Origin of the sequence: Sandarakinorhabdus cyanobacteriorum (genome assembly GCF_002251755.1) — a bacterium.
GTDB classification, from domain to species: domain Bacteria; phylum Pseudomonadota; class Alphaproteobacteria; order Sphingomonadales; family Sphingomonadaceae; genus Sandarakinorhabdus; species Sandarakinorhabdus cyanobacteriorum.
Genome location: NZ_NOXT01000123.1, coordinates 77,761 through 92,830, shown reverse-complemented (window position 1 = coordinate 92,830; position 15,070 = coordinate 77,761). Strand labels below are relative to the sequence as shown.

The window sequence follows — 15,070 nt, the reverse complement described above, 5'->3', positions numbered from 1 at the left end:
CCTTGTCCTCAGCCGATCGTCACCGACGTGGGCGACTTGAAGGTGTAGGGCGGCACTTCCAGATTCTTGGGCGCCGGGCCTTTGCGGATACGGGCCGCCGTGTCGTAGTGCGAACCGTGGCAGGGGCAGAAATAGCCGCCAAAGTCACCGCGGCTTTCGCCTTCGGCGGCGCCCAACGGCACACAACCCAGGTGGGTGCACACGCCCAGCGTGATCAGCCACTGTTCGCTGCCCGGCTTGGTGCGGTCTTCCAGCTTCTGCGGATCGCGCAGGGTGGCGACATCGACCTTCTTGGCATCGGCGATTTCCGCCGCCGTCAGGTGACGGGCGAAGATGGGCTTGCCGCGCCAGCTGGCCTTGATGGCCTGGCCTTCCTGCACGGCAGACAGATCCAGATCAACCGACGCCAGCGCCAGCACGTCGGCCGACGGGTTCATCTGGTTGACCAGGCTCCACGCCACCGGCACCACGCCGGCACCGGCAAAGGCTGCCGTGGCCACATAAAGAAAGTCGCGGCGGCGCTCGCCACCGGGGGTGAGATCATCGGCAGAGGCCTGCCGCACTTCGCTAGCCATTTCGTCCCTTCCGAAAATGGGTGCAAGGCGGGCACGCACCAGCCTGCCCGCAGCGGGCCACGGGATAGACAAGCCTATGCCGCAACGCAACGGACAAAACGGCCTATCCCCCCGGACATTTTGGCGCGGACATGACATGACGGTAATATTTGGTGCCGGGAGCGCCTGCTTCTGGGGGGTTTCGTCGTCGCCAAAGCCGGTCTAGAGGCAGTGCATGATCGAGCTTGATGAACAGCAAAGGGCCGCTCAGGCCTGGTTCCGGTCCCTGCGTGACAGCATCTGGGCGATGCTGGAACAGCTGGAGGATGAATCGACCCTGCCCGGCAGCGCCGGCCGCTTTGAAAAGCGGGTCTGGCAGCGCACCGATCATGGCGGCGGCGATGGCGGTGGCGGCGAGATGGGCATCATGACCGGCCGGTTGTTTGAAAAGGCCGGGGTGAACATCTCCACCGTCTATGGCCAGTTCAACCCGGATTTCGCCAAGCAGATCAACGGTGCTGCCGAAGATCCGCGCTTCTTTGCCACCGGCATCAGCCTGGTGATCCACCCGGCCAACCCGCTGGTGCCGGCCGTGCACATGAATACCCGCATGCTGGTCACCACCAAGCGCTGGTTTGGAGGCGGCGTCGATCTGAACCCGGCCCTGCCCGATGCAGCCGAAACCGCGACCTTCCACGCCGCCGTGAAGGCCACCTGCGACCGGCACAATCCCGAATATTATCCGGCCCATTCCAAGTGGGCGGAGGAATATTTCTGGGTGCCGCACCGCAACCGCCACCGCGGCGTGGGTGGCATTTTCTATGACCATCTCAACAGCGGCGATTGGGCGGCCGATTTCGCCTACACCCAGGATGTGGGCCGCTGTTTCCTGGAAACCTATCCCAGGCTGGTGCGCGAGAAGATGCACCGGCCGTTCAGCGAGGCGGAGCGCATCGCCCAGCTGAAATATCGCGGCCTCTATGCCGAGTTCAACCTGGTCTATGACCGGGGCACGACCTTTGGCCTGAAAACCGGCGGCAACACCGATGCCATCCTGATGAGCCTGCCGCCGCTCGCCATCTGGGAATGAGCATCACGATTGTGCCCAAGGGGCAGTTGGCGACCATCGTCACCTGCCTTGAGATGCGGGTGCGGCCGGCCCCGGCGCTGCCGGCACGATCGGCGCTGAAACTGGTCCGTTGGCCGGCGCCGGTTGATCTGGCGCTGTATCGCGCCCTGTTCCGCCGCATCGGCGCGCCCTGGCTGTGGCGCGGGCGGCTGGTGCTGGATGATGCCGGGCTGAGCGCGGCGCTGAATGCCGAGACGTGCGAGGTGCATGTCGCCGCCCGCCGCGATGGCACGGCCATGGGCTTGATCGAGCTGGATTTTTCGGCACCCCGCGTGTGCGAGATCGTCTATTTCGGGCTGGAACCCGGCATGACCGGGCGTGGCCATGGCCGCTGGTTGATGGACCATGCGCTGCGGCTGGCCTGGCGCGATGGGATCGAGCGTGTGTGGCTGCACACCTGCGATCTCGATCATCCGGCGGCGTTGGCCTTTTATCAGCGGGCGGGATTCACGCCCTACGAACGCTGGGTCGAAACCTATCCCGATCCGCGCGTTGACGGCACCTATGCCGACAATCCGGCACCGCAGGTGCCGGTTATCTGAGGAGCCGCTGGCAGGCGATGGCCGAGGCGACGCCAAAGCCGATGGTGGTGAAACAGGTGCCGATGCCCGGCAGCAGCAGGTGAACAAAACGGCCGAGGCTGGCAAGGCCGGCGAGTTTCAGCACCGAATCGAGCGCCGAACCGGCAATTTCCGCCATCAGGCCGATGCCGATGATGGCAAACACGCCGATCACCACAAAGATCGCCAGCTGCAAGCCGTCGGCTTCGGTCATCCGCCAGCTGTCACGCACGGCATCGATGGGGCTGCCGCGCTGCGCCGCCAGCAAGGCGCCCGGCAGGAAGGCGAGGCGGGCAAACAGCCAGATGCCCGGCAGAATCAGCACCAGAAAGCCCAGGCCGACCGGCACCGAGACCAGCAGCTGCGCCACCACGAAGGCGGGCCACACGGCAAAGGCGGTGGCAAGCGCCGCGCGCGGGGTGGTGCCGGGCTGCACCACCATGGCGGCAGCGGCCAACTGGCCCACGGCGCCCACGAGGCTGGGCACAGCCAGCTGCCAGAACAGCTGCGCCCCGCTCATCTGCCTGAAACTGTCAGGCGGTGGCGGGCCGAACAGGCCGATCGCCACGCTGACCAGCAGGGTGAAGGGCGCGACTAGGAAGAACAGCCGGTTGAGATCGGCCATCATGGCCGACCCCATCGCATCCCACAGGGCAAAAGCCGTCAGGCGAGGCACGCGGTGCCGGGCCCCCGGGTTCAGGCGGCCGGCTTGACGCCGGTTTCCGTCATGAGGGCCTGAAGCTCGCCGGCCTGGAACATTTCCATCATGATGTCGCTGCCGCCGACGAATTCGCCCTTCACATAGAGCTGCGGGATGGTCGGCCAGTCGCTAAACTCCTTGATGCCCTGGCGGATTTCCATGTCGGCCAGCACGTCAACACTTTCAAAGGCAACGTTCAGCCGTTCGAGGATGGCGACGGCCGTGGAGGAAAAGCCGCACTGCGGGAAGAAGGGCGTGCCCTTCATGAACAGCACGACATCGTTGCTGCCAACAATGCCGGCAATGCGTTCGTGGACAGGATTGGTCATCGGGGGAAATCCTTGGTTGGGCCGGTTCAGGCCGGGATCGTCGTGAGCTTCAAGGCATGGAGGACGCCCCCCATGCGCCCACCCAGAGCATTATACACCAGCCGCTGCTGCGCAACCCGCGACAGGCCGGCGAACTGCGGCGCGGTCACCACCGCAGCATAATGATCGCCATCGCCGGCCAGATCGGTGATCTCGACCCGGGCGCCGGGCAAGGCGGCAACAATCGCCGATTCGATATCGGCAGCGGCCATCGGCATCAGGCGGCTCCCGTCACCTGGACTTCGGCCTGCGCCAGCTTTTCGGCCAGCATCGCCTTGATGTCATTCTCGCCAACGCCCAGCGGCGCCAGATCACCCAGCAGCTTGGCGATGATGTCGGCGTCGCCCGGGATCTCGAGATCGGAGAGCAGCACCGACTTGGCATATTCGTCCGCCGCCTCGCCGGACTTGCCGAGCTTTTCCGCCGCCCACAGGCCGATCAGCTTGCCGCGCCGGGCCAGGATGCGGAACTTCAGTTCCTCATCATGGGCGAACTTGGTTTCAAAGGCCTTCTCGCGATCGTCAAAGCTGCTCATCTGCTTTTCCCTGGCTGGATTGGCCCTTGAGATAGTGAAGCCGGGCCGCAGGTTCAATCATTGTCTCGCCGGGGCTTTGCCGCTATGGGCACTCCCCCACGCGCCGGGGGCATGTTAGCCTGCCGGCCGATTTGCATTTCCCGCCCGGAGACTTGCCATGACCCGCCGCCGCCAGATTTATGAAGGCAAGGCCAAGATCCTCTATGAAGGCCCGGAGCCCGGCACGCTGATCCAGTATTTCAAGGATGATGCCACCGCCTTCAACGCCCAGAAGAAGGGCACGATCAGCGGCAAGGGCGTGCTGAACAACCGGATTTCGGAGCATGTGTTCACCATGCTTTCGACCATCGGCATCCCGACCCATTTCATCCGCCGCCTGAACATGCGCGAACAACTGGTTCGCCAGGTTGAGATCATTCCCATTGAGGTGGTGGTGCGCAACGTCGCCGCCGGCAGCATTTCCAAGCGGTTCGGCATCGAGGAAGGCACGATGCTGCCGCGCACGATCATCGAGTATTATTACAAGGATGATTCGCTGGGCGATCCGCTGGTGACGGACGAGCATATCGCTGCCTTTGGCTGGGCCAGCCAGGAAGAGATGCACGACATCGCCGACATGGCGATCCGGGTGAATGATTTCATGGCCGGCATGTTTGCCGGCGTCGGCATCCGCCTGATTGATTTCAAGCTGGAGTTCGGCCGCCTGTTTGACGGTGACTATAGCCGGGTGATCCTGGCCGACGAGATCAGCCCCGATGGCTGCCGCCTGTGGGACATGAAGACCGGCGACAAGATGGACAAGGACCGGTTCCGCCGCGATCTGGGCGGCGAAGTTGAAGCCTATCAGGAAGTTGCGCGCCGCCTTGGCCTGCTGACCGAGGATGAATCGGCCGTGCTCGACCTGGAGGAGCATCGCAAGGCGCGCGGGAAGGACAAGCCCGCCGAGGGCTGAGCCTTACCAGCGCACCGGTTCGACCCGGCGCACCACCAGGCCAAAGATCAGCGTGCCGGTCGCCACGATGGCGGCCGTCACGATGAAGGCCGGGCGATAGCCGGCTGCATCGACGATGATGCCGGTCATCACCGGGCCGATGATGCCCGACAAATTGCCCAGGCTGGTTTGCACCCCCACCCAGCGGCCGGCGGTGGCCGGACCCGCCATGGTCTGGCCCATGACAAACAGCAGGTTGGGCATCGGGCCATAGCCGAAGCCGGTGAGCGCGATCACCGTGATCAACAGTGGCCAGCCCTGGATATCGGGCAGCAGCAGCAGGCCGACCACGCAGGTGGCGACCGCGGCGAACAGCATGCCGCGCCGCCAGGCCGAACCGTCACCACCGGCCCGGATCGCCCGGTCGATCGCCCAGGCGCTGACGGTGCCGCCCAGGATCTGCGCGACATAGAACACCGAGGTGAGCAGGCTCATGTCGATGATTGAATAGCCGCGCGCCTTGACCAGCCACAGCGGCAGCCAGCCCACGATGAAATAGAGCGGGAAGGTGCCGGCGAGGTGGAGCAGCGTGATCGCCCAGAAGGAGCGTTGGCGCATAACGGCTGCCATGGGCGCCGAGGGTTCGGGCGCAACCTCATGTTTTCCTTCGCCCTCCTCGATGCCCTTGCGCGCCAGCCACCAGGGCAGCAACCAGACCAGGGTGACGAGGCCGAAGACGATGAACATCATCTCCCACCCCCAGATGTTCATGATCCAGCCGCCGGCCAGCGTGCCGATCAGCGGCCCCAGCGCGAGCCCGCCCGACAACGAGATATTGGCCAGTCCGCGCGCGCCTTCCGGCACCCGCGCGATGAGTTTTGATCCGCACGGAAAGGCGACACCTTCGCCCAAGCCCATGAAAAGCCTGAGAATGATGAGCAAGGTCACCCCGCTGGCCATGCCGCCGATGAAGCCCATGCCGATGGTGGCCAGCGCCCAGGTCGCCACGCCCAGCGCCATCAGCAACCGCACGCTCATCCGGTCGGCCAGCCAGCCGGCCAGCGCCAGCGCAGGCACATAGGTCCAGTAAAAGCTGGACACGATGACGCCATAGCGTTCGTTGGTGAGGCCGAATTCATCCTTAATCAGTGGGGCCGCGACGGAAACAGCGCCCCGGTCGATATAATTCAAGGCGATGGCGGCGCCGATCAGGATGATCGCCCAGCGGAGCGGTCGAGACAGCATGAAATTCTCCCCGGCGGCACAGTGGCTTCGGGGGTGCGCGCCGTCAACAGGCCGGCCATGATGCCGGCATGGTTCGCCTGATTGATCCGGAGGCCGATGCCCATCTGATCCCGCAGCTGGCGGCGATGATGGTCGCGGCGGTGGCCGGCGGTGCCTCCATCGGTTTCATGGCCGGGTTCAGCCAAGCCGAGGCCGAAGCCTGGTGGCGGGCGCGCTTTGGTGCCGCGCGCGTGGCCGAACTGGCCATATTGGTGGCCGCAGATGGTGAGGTTGTGACCGGAACCGTGTCGCTGGTGCCCGCCACCATGCCCAACCAGCTGCACCGCGCCGATGTGGCGAAAATGATGGTCGCGCCGCACGCGCAGCGCAGGGGTGTGGGCGCCGCGCTGCTCAGCGCTGTGGAGGATCTTGCCCGCCGCATGGGCCGGACGACCCTGGTGCTCGACACGATCAGCGGATCGGCCGCCGCCCGCCTGTATGAGCGCGGCGGCTGGGAGCGGGTGGGCGAGATCCCGGCCTATGCCCTGATGCCCGATGGCGCGATGGCGCCGACGACCTATTACAGCAAGCGGCTGTGACTGGCGGCGGGCCGCCGGCTGCGCTATGCCGGCAGCCGTGTTGGGCAAGACCATATTGTTGATCGTGGGCGGCGGCATCGCCGCCTTCAAGGCGCTGGAGCTGGTGCGCGAGCTGCGCCGCGCCGGTGCGCGCGTGCTGCCGGTGCTCACCGAAAATGGCGCCCGTTTCGTCACCCCGCTGTCGCTGTCGGCCCTGGCCGGGGAGAAGGTGCGCACCAGCCTTTGGGACCTGGAGGATGAGGCCAGCATGGGCCATATCCAGCTCAGTCGCGCGGCCGATCTGATTGTCCTGTGCCCGGCCACGGCCGATCTGATGGCGCGGGCGGCCACCGGCCAGGCGAATGATTTGGCCGCCACGCTGCTGCTCGCCACCGACAAGCCGGTGCTGATGGTGCCGGCGATGAATGTGCGCATGTGGCTGCACCCCGCCGCCCAGCGCAATATCGAACGCCTGCGCGGCGATGGCGTGACGGTGATGACGCCCGATGACGGCGAGATGGCCTGCGGCGAATATGGCCCCGGCCGCCTGCCCGAAGTGCCGGCCATCATGGCGGCCATCGCGGCGCAGTTTGGCCCGAAGCCGCTGGCCGGCCGGCATGCGCTGGTCACGGCCGGGCCAACCCACGAACCGATCGATCCGGTGCGCTTCATCGGCAATCATTCATCGGGCAAGCAGGGCTTTGCCATTGCCGCTGCGCTGGCTGCCGCCGGCGCGCGCGTCACCCTGGTGGCCGGGCCGGTGCATCTGGCCACCCCGGCCGGTGTCACCCGGATCGACGTGATGACCGCCCGCCAGATGCAGGCCGCCTGCGAGGCCGCCCTGCCCGCCGATATCGCCGTGATGGTGGCCGCGGTTGCCGATTGGCGGGCGGAGGCAGCGCCAGCCAAGCTGAAGAAGGATGGCAGCGGGCCGCCGCCGCTGAGCCTTACGGAAAATCCCGACATATTGGCCGGCATCGGCCATCATGCCCGGCGTCCGGCGCTGGTGGTGGGCTTTGCCGCCGAAACAGGCGATCTGATCGCCCATGCCAGCGCCAAGCGCCTGAAAAAGGGCGCGGACTGGATCGTGGCCAATGATGTCAGCGAAGGCGTGTTCGGCAGCGATCACACCCATGTGCAGCTGATCACCGCCGCTGGCCCCGAAGATTGGGGCCCCACGCCCAAGCAGGCCGTGGCCGAGCGGTTGGCCGGCCGCATCGCCCGCCATTTTGACGGAACCCCATGATCAGCATTGCCATCACCATCCTGCCCCATGGCGAGGGCCTGCCCCTGCCCGCCTATGCCACGCCCGGCGCCGCCGGCATGGACGCGGTGGCCGCCGTGACCGAACCGGTGACGATCCAGCCCGGCGAGCGCTATCCGGTGCCGCTCGGCCTCTGCATGGCCATCCCCGACGGTTATGAGGTGCAGCTGCGCCCGAGATCGGGGCTGGCGCTGAAATCCGGCATCACCGTGCCGAACAGCCCCGGCACCATCGACAGCGATTATCGCGGCGAGGTCAAGGCGCTGCTGATCAACCTGGGCAGCGAGCCCTTCGTGGTGGAGCGTGGCATGCGCATCTGCCAGCTGGTGCCGGCGGCGGTGACGCGGGCGGGCTTTGCGGTGGTGGAGTCGCTGGACGACACGGCGCGCGGGGCGGGCGGGTTCGGATCGACCGGGGTTGGGTGAGGATGCGGGTGCGGCATGACCGATCCTCCCCCTCTGGGGAAGGTGCTGAGCGCAGCGAGGCGGAGGGGCAATCCTCCCCCTCTGGGGGAGGTGCCCGCAGGGCGGAGGGGGCTGGCACGGACGGTGCTTGTGCGCCCCCTCCGCTTCGCTGCGCTCAGCACCTTCCCCAGCGGGGGAGGATCTGATGGACTTCTCCGACGATGAGCTGGAGCGTTATGCCCGCCATCTCGTGCTGCCGGAATTTGGCGGGCGCGGGCAAGCTGCGCTGAAATCGGCGCGGGTGGCGGTGATCGGGGCCGGCGGGCTGGGCAGCCCTTGCCTGTTGATGCTGGCCGCCGCCGGGGTGGGCCGGCTGACCATCATCGATGATGATGTGGTGGCGCTTTCCAACCTGCAGCGGCAGGTGCTGTTCACCACCGCCGATCTTGGCGCGATGAAGGCCGAGGCCGCCTGCACGCGGCTGCATGCGCTGAACCCGGAGATCGACACGGTCGCGGTGCCGCTGCGGCTGGATGGCGACAATGGCGACGCGCTGCTGGCCGGGCATGATCTGGTGATCGACGGCAGCGACAGTTTTGCCACCCGCCTCGCCGTGGCAGATCTGGCGCTGGCGATGGGGGTGCCGCTGGTGTCGGGCGCAGTCGGGCCCTGGGATGGCCAGGTGGCGGTGTTTGCCGGGCACTTGCCGGACCGGCCCTGCTATCGCTGTTTTGTCGGTTCCCCCACCGATGCGCCGGATCGCAACTGCGCCGCCACCGGCGTGCTGGGCGCGTTGACCGGGATTGTCGGCAACCTGATGGCGATGGAGGCGATCCGCGAGCTGTCGGGCTTTGCCCCCTCTTCCGCCGGGCGGCTGACCCTGTATGACGCGCGCCAGGGCCGGTTCCGCAGCATCAGCCTGCCCAAGGACCCGGCCTGTCCAGCCTGCTCCGCCCAATAGCTGCCGTATTCGAAAGATAACACACCAACGTGCCCGCGAAAAAACGCCCCCCTGCCCGCAAATCCGGAACCTGGCTTGCCACCCTGCTGAAGGCAGGGCTGGTGATCGGGCTGGCCGGCATCATCGCGCTCGCCGTTGCCGTGGCGATTGCCTATCAGTCGCTGCCCGGCTTTGACGAGATGAAGCGCAGCCCCAACGGGCAATCGGTGGAAATCCGCGGCGATGATGGCACGGTGCTGGCCAGCTTCGGCCCCAGCTATGGCGAATGGCTGAGCTATCCCGAAATCCCCGCCACCATGAAGAACGCCATGATCGCGGTGGAGGACCGGCGTTACTGGTATCACCCCGGCATCGATCCCATCGGCATCGCGCGATCCTTTGTCGTGAACGCCATGCGCGGCAACAAGGCGCAAGGCGCATCGACCATCACCCAACAGCTGGCCCGCAACCTGTTCCTGACCGCATCCAAGGAATACACGCGCAAGCTGCGCGAAGTGGTGCTGGCGCTGGCGATCGAGCGCAAATACAGCAAGGAGGCGATCCTGGAGCTGTATCTGAACCGCGTCTATTTCGGTGGCGGCGCCTATGGCATCGATGCCGCCGCGCGCAAATTCTATGGCCACAGCGCCCGCCGGATGAGCATCGAGGAAGCCGCCATCATCGCCGGGCTGGTGAAGGCGCCGTCGCGCTTTTCACCATCGGCCGATGCCGAGGCGGCGCGGAAGCGGGCGGCGACGGTGATCGACGTGATGGTCGATGCCGGCAGCATCACGCCCGAAGAGGCCGCCGCCGCCGATCCCCGGCTGGTGCAGTTCGCCCCGCAGGCGCGGCCGGCTGGCGTGCGTTATTTCACCGATTGGGTGCTGGCCGAGCTGGAAAGTCTGACCGACGAGACCAATGAGCCGCTGCTGGTGGAAACCACGCTGAACGCCAAGGCGCAGGCCTTTGCCGAAGCGGCGATCCGCGCCGAAACGCCGAAGGGCGCCCAAGGCGCGCTGGTGGCGCTGGCCCGCGATGGCGGAGTGAAGGCGATGGTGGGCGGCACCGATTATGTGCGATCCAATTATAACCGCGCGATGACGGCGCGGCGCCAGCCCGGTTCGGCGTTCAAATTCTTCGTTTATGCCGCCGCGCTGGAACAGGGCGTGAAGCTGGACGATATCTATGAGGACAAGCCGATCACCATTGGCAACTGGAGCCCCAAAAACAACAACAACAGCTTTGCCGGCCCGGTGACGGTTCGCCAGGCCTTTGCCCAATCGATCAACACGGTGGCGGTGGAGATTGCGCAGCAGGTCGGCTTTGACACGGTGGCCGAGATGGCGCGCCGCTTTGGCATCACCACCCCGGTGGACCGGCAGCCGGCGATGGCGCTGGGGTCTTCGGTGGTGACGCTGTTTGAAATGACCAACGCCTATGCCACCGTCGCCAATGGCGGGCTGGAAAACGCGCCCTATGCCATCACCCGCATATCGACCGGTTCGGGCCGGGTGCTGTTCAACCGCGCCGCCGGTGACACGCGGCAGGTGGTGGCCCCGGTGGTGGCGGCGCAGATGACCCAGTTGATGCAGGCCGCAGTGGAGGAAGGCACCGCGCGCGCCGCCCGCATCGGCCGGCCGCTGGCGGGCAAGACCGGCACGACCAGCAGCAACAAGGATGGCTGGTTCATCGGCTTTTCCAGCGGCGTGACGACCGGCGTGTGGATGGGCCGTGACGACAATGCCGCCGTGCGCGGCCTGGCCGGTGGCCGCGCCCCGGCGCGGGCCTTTGCCCAGTTCATGGCCCGCGCCGTGGGCGGCACCCCGCCCGAACCGCTGGTGACCGACGTGGTGGAAGACGGCGCCATGCTGGAACCCGACGCACAATCCTATGGCATCGACATGGGCGAAGCCCCTCCGGTGGAGGGCGAACCCCCGCCAATGGAGGACAGCCCGCGGCTGGACCAGAACTGGCTGGACAAGACGTTGCAGGAAAAATCGGGGACGGAACCGGCAGGAAAACAACCGCAGCCGGGCTGATCTGCGCCAGCCGCTCTGCGAGTGTTCCCAAGGAACAATCGCTTCAGCGCCCGGTCTGGCCCCGATGCAGCAGCATCGCATCAGCCAGCACCAGCGCCACCATCGCTTCCAGCACCGGCGCGGCGCGGATACCGACGCACGGGTCGTGCCGGCCCTTGGTGACGATTTCGGCCGCTTCGCCGTCGCGGGTGATGGTTTCCACCGGCGTCAGGATCGAGCTGGTGGGTTTCAGCGCCATGCGCAGCACGATCGGCTGGCCGGTGGAAATGCCGCCGGCAATGCCGCCGGCGTGGTTGGAGAGAAATTCCGGGTTGCCATCGGCGCCGGGGCGCATGCGGTCGGCATTTTCCTCGCCGCGCAGGGCAGCCACGGCAAAGCCGTCACCGATTTCCACCGCCTTCACGGCGTTGATGCTCATCGCGGCGCTGGCCAGTTGGGCGTCGAGCTTGTGATAGAGCGGGCTGCCCCAGCCAGCCGGCACGCCCGTGGCCACGCATTCGACGATGGCGCCCAGCGATGATCCCGATTTGCGGGCGGCATCCAGATGCTCGGCCCACAGGCCGGCGGTCACGGCATCGGGGCACCAGAAGGGGTTGCGGTTGATCTCTGCCAGGTCAAATCGGCTGCGATCGATGGCGATGCCGCCGATGTTGACGAGATAGGCGGTGATGGTCACGCCCGGAATGATCTTCCGTGCCACCGCGCCGGCCGCGACCCGGCTGGCGGTTTCCCGCGCCGAGGAGCGCCCGCCGCCGCGCGGATCGCGCAGGCCATATTTGGCATCATAGGCATAATCGGCATGGCCGGGCCGATATTTGGCCGCCACGTCCGAATAATCCTTCGACCGCTGGTCAATATTCTCGATGAACAGCGAAATCGGCGTGCCGGTGGTGCGCCCTTCATAGACGCCCGACAGGATGCGGACTTCGTCCGGCTCCTGCCGCTGGGTGGTGAACTTGTTCTGCCCCGGCCGCCGCTTGTCGAGAAACGGCTGGATATCGGCTTCCGACAGCGCCAGCCCCGGCGGGCAGCCATCCACCACCGCGCCAATTGCCGACCCGTGGCTTTCGCCCCAGGTGGTAAAGCGCAGCAGATGGCCGAAGCTGTTGAGGCTCACGACAGGCTCATGTCCGGCGCGTCTTCGGCCTTCATGCCGATCACATTGTAACCGGCGTCGACATGGTGGATCTCGCCGGTCACGCCGCTGGCAAGGTCGGACAGGAGATAGAGGCCGGCGCCGCCGACATCCTCGATGGTGACATTGCGGCGCAGCGGGCTGTTATATTCGTTCCACTTCATGATGTAGCGGAAATCGCCGATGCCACTGGCGGCCAGCGTCTTGATCGGGCCGGCGGAGATGCAGTTCACCCGCACGCCCTGCGGGCCCAGATCCATCGCGAGATATTTCACGCTGCATTCCAGCGCCGATTTGGCCACGCCCATCACATTGTAATGCGGGATCACCTTTTCGGCGCCATAGTAGGACAGGGTGAGCAGCGAACCGCCTTCGGGCATCATCGCGGCGGCGCGCTGGGCCACGGCGGTGAAGCTGTAGACCGAGACATTCATGGTCAGCAGGAAATTGTCGAGGCTGGTGTCGACATAACGGCCGCGCAGCTCGTTCTTGTCGGAAAAGCCGATGGCGTGGACGACGAAATCAATGGTCGGCCATTCCGCGGCCAGGCCGGAGAAGCAGGCATCGATGCTCTCCATCGACGCCACATCGCATTCAAACAGGCGGGCAACGCCCAGCTGCTCGGCCAGCGGGCGCGCCCGCTTTTCCATCATCGGGCCCTGATAGCTGAACGCCAGTTCGGCGCCCTGCTCCGCCAGCGCCTTGGCAATGCCCCAGGCCAGGCTCTTGTCGTTGGCCAGGCCCATGATGAGGCCGCGCTTGCCAGCCATGATACCCATGTCAATCTCCTTCACGTGCGGCGCGCCTTAACGGGCAATTGCGGCAATTTCCAGCCGGCTGCGCGCCACGGCTGCATTCAGCTGCGCCCCCACCACGAGCCCGAGGCCGATGATGTAGAAATAGAGCAGCGCGATGATCACGCCGGCCAGGCCGCCATAGGTGAGGGCATAGCCGCCAAACAGGGTGAGCGCGCGCGGCAGAGCCAGCGTGGTCGCCGTCCACGCCGTTGCCGTGGCAAGCGCGCCCGGCCACACCGGCGCGATGCGGAACCGGCGCGGACAGAGCAGGGCAAACAGGCCCCACAGCGCCAGGAACAGCAGCACGGCGGGCAGCACCCGCTGCAGGCCCAGCGCCGGGAAAATGTCGGCCGCCAGCGGCATCAGGCGATAGACGAAGGTTTCCGCCCCCGTCACCACCACCTGCGCGGCAAAGGCGATCAGCAGCAGCAGCACCAGGCCCAGCACCTCGATGATGCCCAGAAGACGCCAGCGCAGATAGGGCATTTCCGATTGCCGGCCATAGGCTTGCGTGACGATCATGCGCAGCGTGACCAGCACGCCGGATGATGTCCACAGCGCGACGAGCAGCGAGAAGGTGACGACACCGCCACTGGCTTCGGCCGCGATCACATCGCCCAGCGCCGGGGCAATCAGGCTGGCGACATTGTCGGGCAGCGCCTTCAGGAACCCGCTCACCGCCGCCATGCCTTCGGTGGTGCGGCCCATGCGGCCGGCCACGAACGCCAGCAGGATCACGAACGGAAACAGGGTAACCAGGCTGAGATAGGCGAGGTTCCCGGCATGGGTGAAGCCATGTTCGAAGGTGCCGGCCAGCGTGTCGGCCAGAACGCGGCGCAGGCGCGCGGCCAGCGGCATGCGTGTCAGGCTTCGAACCCGGCGCGGATTTCACGCCCGTCGATGAAATTCTCGGCAAAGGCCTTCAGGGCAGCATGATCGGGCGGAATGTCGATCATCACCGTCACCAGCATGTCGCCACGGGTGGCATCCAGGCGGCGGAAGCCCCGGCCCTTCAGGCGGAACATCTTGCCCGATGTGGTGCCGGCCGGCACCGTGAAGGTCACATCGCCTTCCGGCGTTGGCAGGCGCACCTTGGCGCCCAGCACCGCCTCGTCCAGCCGCAGCGGCATGGTCAGGCGGATATCGTCGCCGTCGCGGGTGAACAGGCGGTGGGGGCCGATCTCGATGGTGACAATGGCATCGCCAGGGCCACCGGGGCCAGGCTCGCCCTTGCCCGAAAGCCGCATCTGCTTGCCCGATTCGAGGCCCGCCGGCAGCTTGATCTCGATGGTCTGGCCGCTGCGCAGCGTCACCCGCTGCGGCGTCAGCCGCACCGCCTCCACAAAGGGCACGGTCAGCCGATAGGCGACATCGGGCCCGCGCACCTCGGTGCGAAAGCCGCCACGGCCGGTACCGAACGGGCTGCGTCCGCCAAAAAGCTCGGCAAACAGATCATCGGCGCCCTGGGCAAAATCAAAGCCGCCGCGCCCAGCGCCGGCACCTGGGCCGCCGCCTGCGCCGCCCCGGCCAAAGCCACCGCCAGCGTCACGGCCAAATCCGCCGGCAAAGGGGTTGATCGGCTGGCCATCGGCGCCAATCTCGCCCCGGTCATACTGGCCGCGCTTTTCCTTGTCGGACAGCATTTCATAGGCGGCATTGGCTTCCTTGAAGCGCTCGGCCGCCTTGGGATTGTTGGCGTTGGTGTCCGGGTGATTTTCCTTGGCCAGCGTGCGGAACGCCTTCTTGATCTCCGCTTCGCTCGCCGTCCGGCTGACTCCCAGCACCGTGTATGGATCGCGCATTCTGGTTCCAGATCGAAAATAGGCCGTGGTGTTGAGATGGGCGGACAGGTGCCGCCCATCAAGTGGCCGCGACCATAGCGACGCGGGCGCCATCTCGCCAGCGTAACCAT

18 protein-coding genes are annotated in these 15,070 nt (G+C 66.3%); 8 read left to right on the top strand and 10 right to left on the bottom strand.

Features of this window, described 5'->3' with window-relative positions; translation table 11 throughout:
- Positions 1-8: 8 nt before the first annotated feature.
- Positions 9-575 (bottom strand): ubiquinol-cytochrome c reductase iron-sulfur subunit, encoded by a 567-nt coding sequence (gene petA / locus CHU93_RS14450; RefSeq protein ID WP_094474859.1) that lies wholly within the window; start codon positions 573-575, stop codon positions 9-11.
- Between the two features lie 214 nt (positions 576-789).
- Here petA and hemF point away from each other — a divergent pair, with 214 nt between their 5' ends.
- Together hemF and CHU93_RS14440 are read left to right on the top strand one after the other, a co-directional pair.
- The gene (hemF, locus tag CHU93_RS14445; protein WP_094474858.1) at positions 790-1,644 is read left to right on the top strand and encodes an oxygen-dependent coproporphyrinogen oxidase; all 855 of its coding nucleotides are present in this window, start codon (positions 790-792) and stop codon (positions 1,642-1,644) included.
- A complete protein-coding gene (locus tag CHU93_RS14440) occupies positions 1,641-2,225 on the top strand; it encodes a GNAT family N-acetyltransferase (RefSeq protein WP_094474857.1) in 585 nt (194 codons plus the stop codon). Before hemF ends, CHU93_RS14440 begins: the two co-directional genes overlap by 4 nt.
- On the opposite strand, the gene CHU93_RS14435 is transcribed toward CHU93_RS14440, so the two are convergent.
- The 4 genes from CHU93_RS14435 to CHU93_RS14420 all read right to left on the bottom strand — a co-directional run bounded on the left by CHU93_RS14435 (position 2,218) and on the right by CHU93_RS14420 (position 3,846).
- Positions 2,218-2,871: a hypothetical protein gene (locus tag CHU93_RS14435; RefSeq protein ID WP_133064419.1), complete on the bottom strand. Its 654-nt coding sequence runs from the start codon at positions 2,869-2,871 to the stop codon at positions 2,218-2,220. The genes CHU93_RS14440 and CHU93_RS14435 overlap by 8 nt on opposite strands.
- 68 nt (positions 2,872-2,939) lie before the next feature.
- Complete coding sequence (gene grxD, locus CHU93_RS14430) at positions 2,940-3,272, bottom strand: Grx4 family monothiol glutaredoxin (RefSeq protein WP_094474855.1); 333 nt, start codon at positions 3,270-3,272, stop codon at positions 2,940-2,942.
- 26 nt (positions 3,273-3,298) lie between these two features.
- A complete protein-coding gene (locus CHU93_RS14425; protein WP_086116522.1) occupies positions 3,299-3,529 on the bottom strand; it encodes a BolA/IbaG family iron-sulfur metabolism protein in 231 nt (76 codons plus the stop codon).
- A complete protein-coding gene (locus CHU93_RS14420) occupies positions 3,529-3,846 on the bottom strand; it encodes a DUF1476 domain-containing protein (RefSeq protein WP_086116523.1) in 318 nt (105 codons plus the stop codon). Before CHU93_RS14420 ends, CHU93_RS14425 begins: the two co-directional genes overlap by 1 nt.
- Positions 3,847-4,003: 157 nt before the next feature.
- Here CHU93_RS14420 and purC point away from each other — a divergent pair, with 157 nt between their 5' ends.
- Positions 4,004-4,798, top strand: a complete 795-nt coding sequence (gene purC / locus CHU93_RS14415; protein ID WP_086116524.1) for a phosphoribosylaminoimidazolesuccinocarboxamide synthase — start codon at positions 4,004-4,006, stop codon at positions 4,796-4,798.
- 3 nt (positions 4,799-4,801) lie between these two features.
- On the opposite strand, the gene CHU93_RS14410 is transcribed toward purC, so the two are convergent.
- Complete coding sequence (locus CHU93_RS14410) at positions 4,802-6,022, bottom strand: MFS transporter (protein ID WP_094474854.1); 1,221 nt, start codon at positions 6,020-6,022, stop codon at positions 4,802-4,804.
- 68 nt (positions 6,023-6,090) lie between these two features.
- Between CHU93_RS14410 and CHU93_RS14405 the strand changes: the two genes are divergently transcribed.
- From CHU93_RS14405 to CHU93_RS14385, 5 genes are all read left to right on the top strand, one after another.
- Positions 6,091-6,600 (top strand): GNAT family N-acetyltransferase, encoded by a 510-nt coding sequence (locus CHU93_RS14405; RefSeq protein ID WP_094474853.1) that lies wholly within the window; start codon positions 6,091-6,093, stop codon positions 6,598-6,600.
- 25 nt (positions 6,601-6,625) lie between these two features.
- The gene (coaBC, locus tag CHU93_RS14400; RefSeq protein WP_207759289.1) at positions 6,626-7,825 is read left to right on the top strand and encodes a bifunctional phosphopantothenoylcysteine decarboxylase/phosphopantothenate--cysteine ligase CoaBC; all 1,200 of its coding nucleotides are present in this window, start codon (positions 6,626-6,628) and stop codon (positions 7,823-7,825) included.
- Positions 7,822-8,268: a dUTP diphosphatase gene (gene dut, locus CHU93_RS14395; RefSeq protein WP_094474852.1), complete on the top strand. Its 447-nt coding sequence runs from the start codon at positions 7,822-7,824 to the stop codon at positions 8,266-8,268. Before coaBC ends, dut begins: the two co-directional genes overlap by 4 nt.
- A 184-nt stretch (positions 8,269-8,452) precedes the next feature.
- On the top strand, positions 8,453-9,208 hold the full coding sequence (locus tag CHU93_RS14390) for a HesA/MoeB/ThiF family protein (RefSeq protein WP_094474851.1): 756 nt from the start codon (positions 8,453-8,455) through the stop codon (positions 9,206-9,208).
- A 101-nt stretch (positions 9,209-9,309) separates the two neighbouring features.
- Positions 9,310-11,226 (top strand): transglycosylase domain-containing protein, encoded by a 1,917-nt coding sequence (locus CHU93_RS14385; RefSeq protein WP_243375699.1) that lies wholly within the window; start codon positions 9,310-9,312, stop codon positions 11,224-11,226.
- Between the two features lie 43 nt (positions 11,227-11,269).
- Here CHU93_RS14385 and aroC read toward each other — a convergent pair whose 3' ends face one another.
- The 4 genes from aroC to CHU93_RS14365 are packed head-to-tail and all read right to left on the bottom strand — an operon-like array spanning position 11,270 to position 14,960.
- Positions 11,270-12,343 (bottom strand): chorismate synthase, encoded by a 1,074-nt coding sequence (gene aroC, locus CHU93_RS14380; RefSeq protein WP_094474850.1) that lies wholly within the window; start codon positions 12,341-12,343, stop codon positions 11,270-11,272.
- Complete coding sequence (gene fabI, locus CHU93_RS14375; RefSeq protein WP_094474946.1) at positions 12,340-13,131, bottom strand: enoyl-ACP reductase FabI; 792 nt, start codon at positions 13,129-13,131, stop codon at positions 12,340-12,342. Before fabI ends, aroC begins: the two co-directional genes overlap by 4 nt.
- 36 nt (positions 13,132-13,167) lie before the next feature.
- Positions 13,168-14,016 (bottom strand): YihY/virulence factor BrkB family protein, encoded by an 849-nt coding sequence (locus CHU93_RS14370; protein ID WP_094474849.1) that lies wholly within the window; start codon positions 14,014-14,016, stop codon positions 13,168-13,170.
- A gap of 5 nt (positions 14,017-14,021) precedes the next feature.
- Positions 14,022-14,960: a DnaJ C-terminal domain-containing protein gene (locus CHU93_RS14365; RefSeq protein WP_094474848.1), complete on the bottom strand. Its 939-nt coding sequence runs from the start codon at positions 14,958-14,960 to the stop codon at positions 14,022-14,024.
- Between the last annotated feature and the right edge of the window lie 110 nt (positions 14,961-15,070).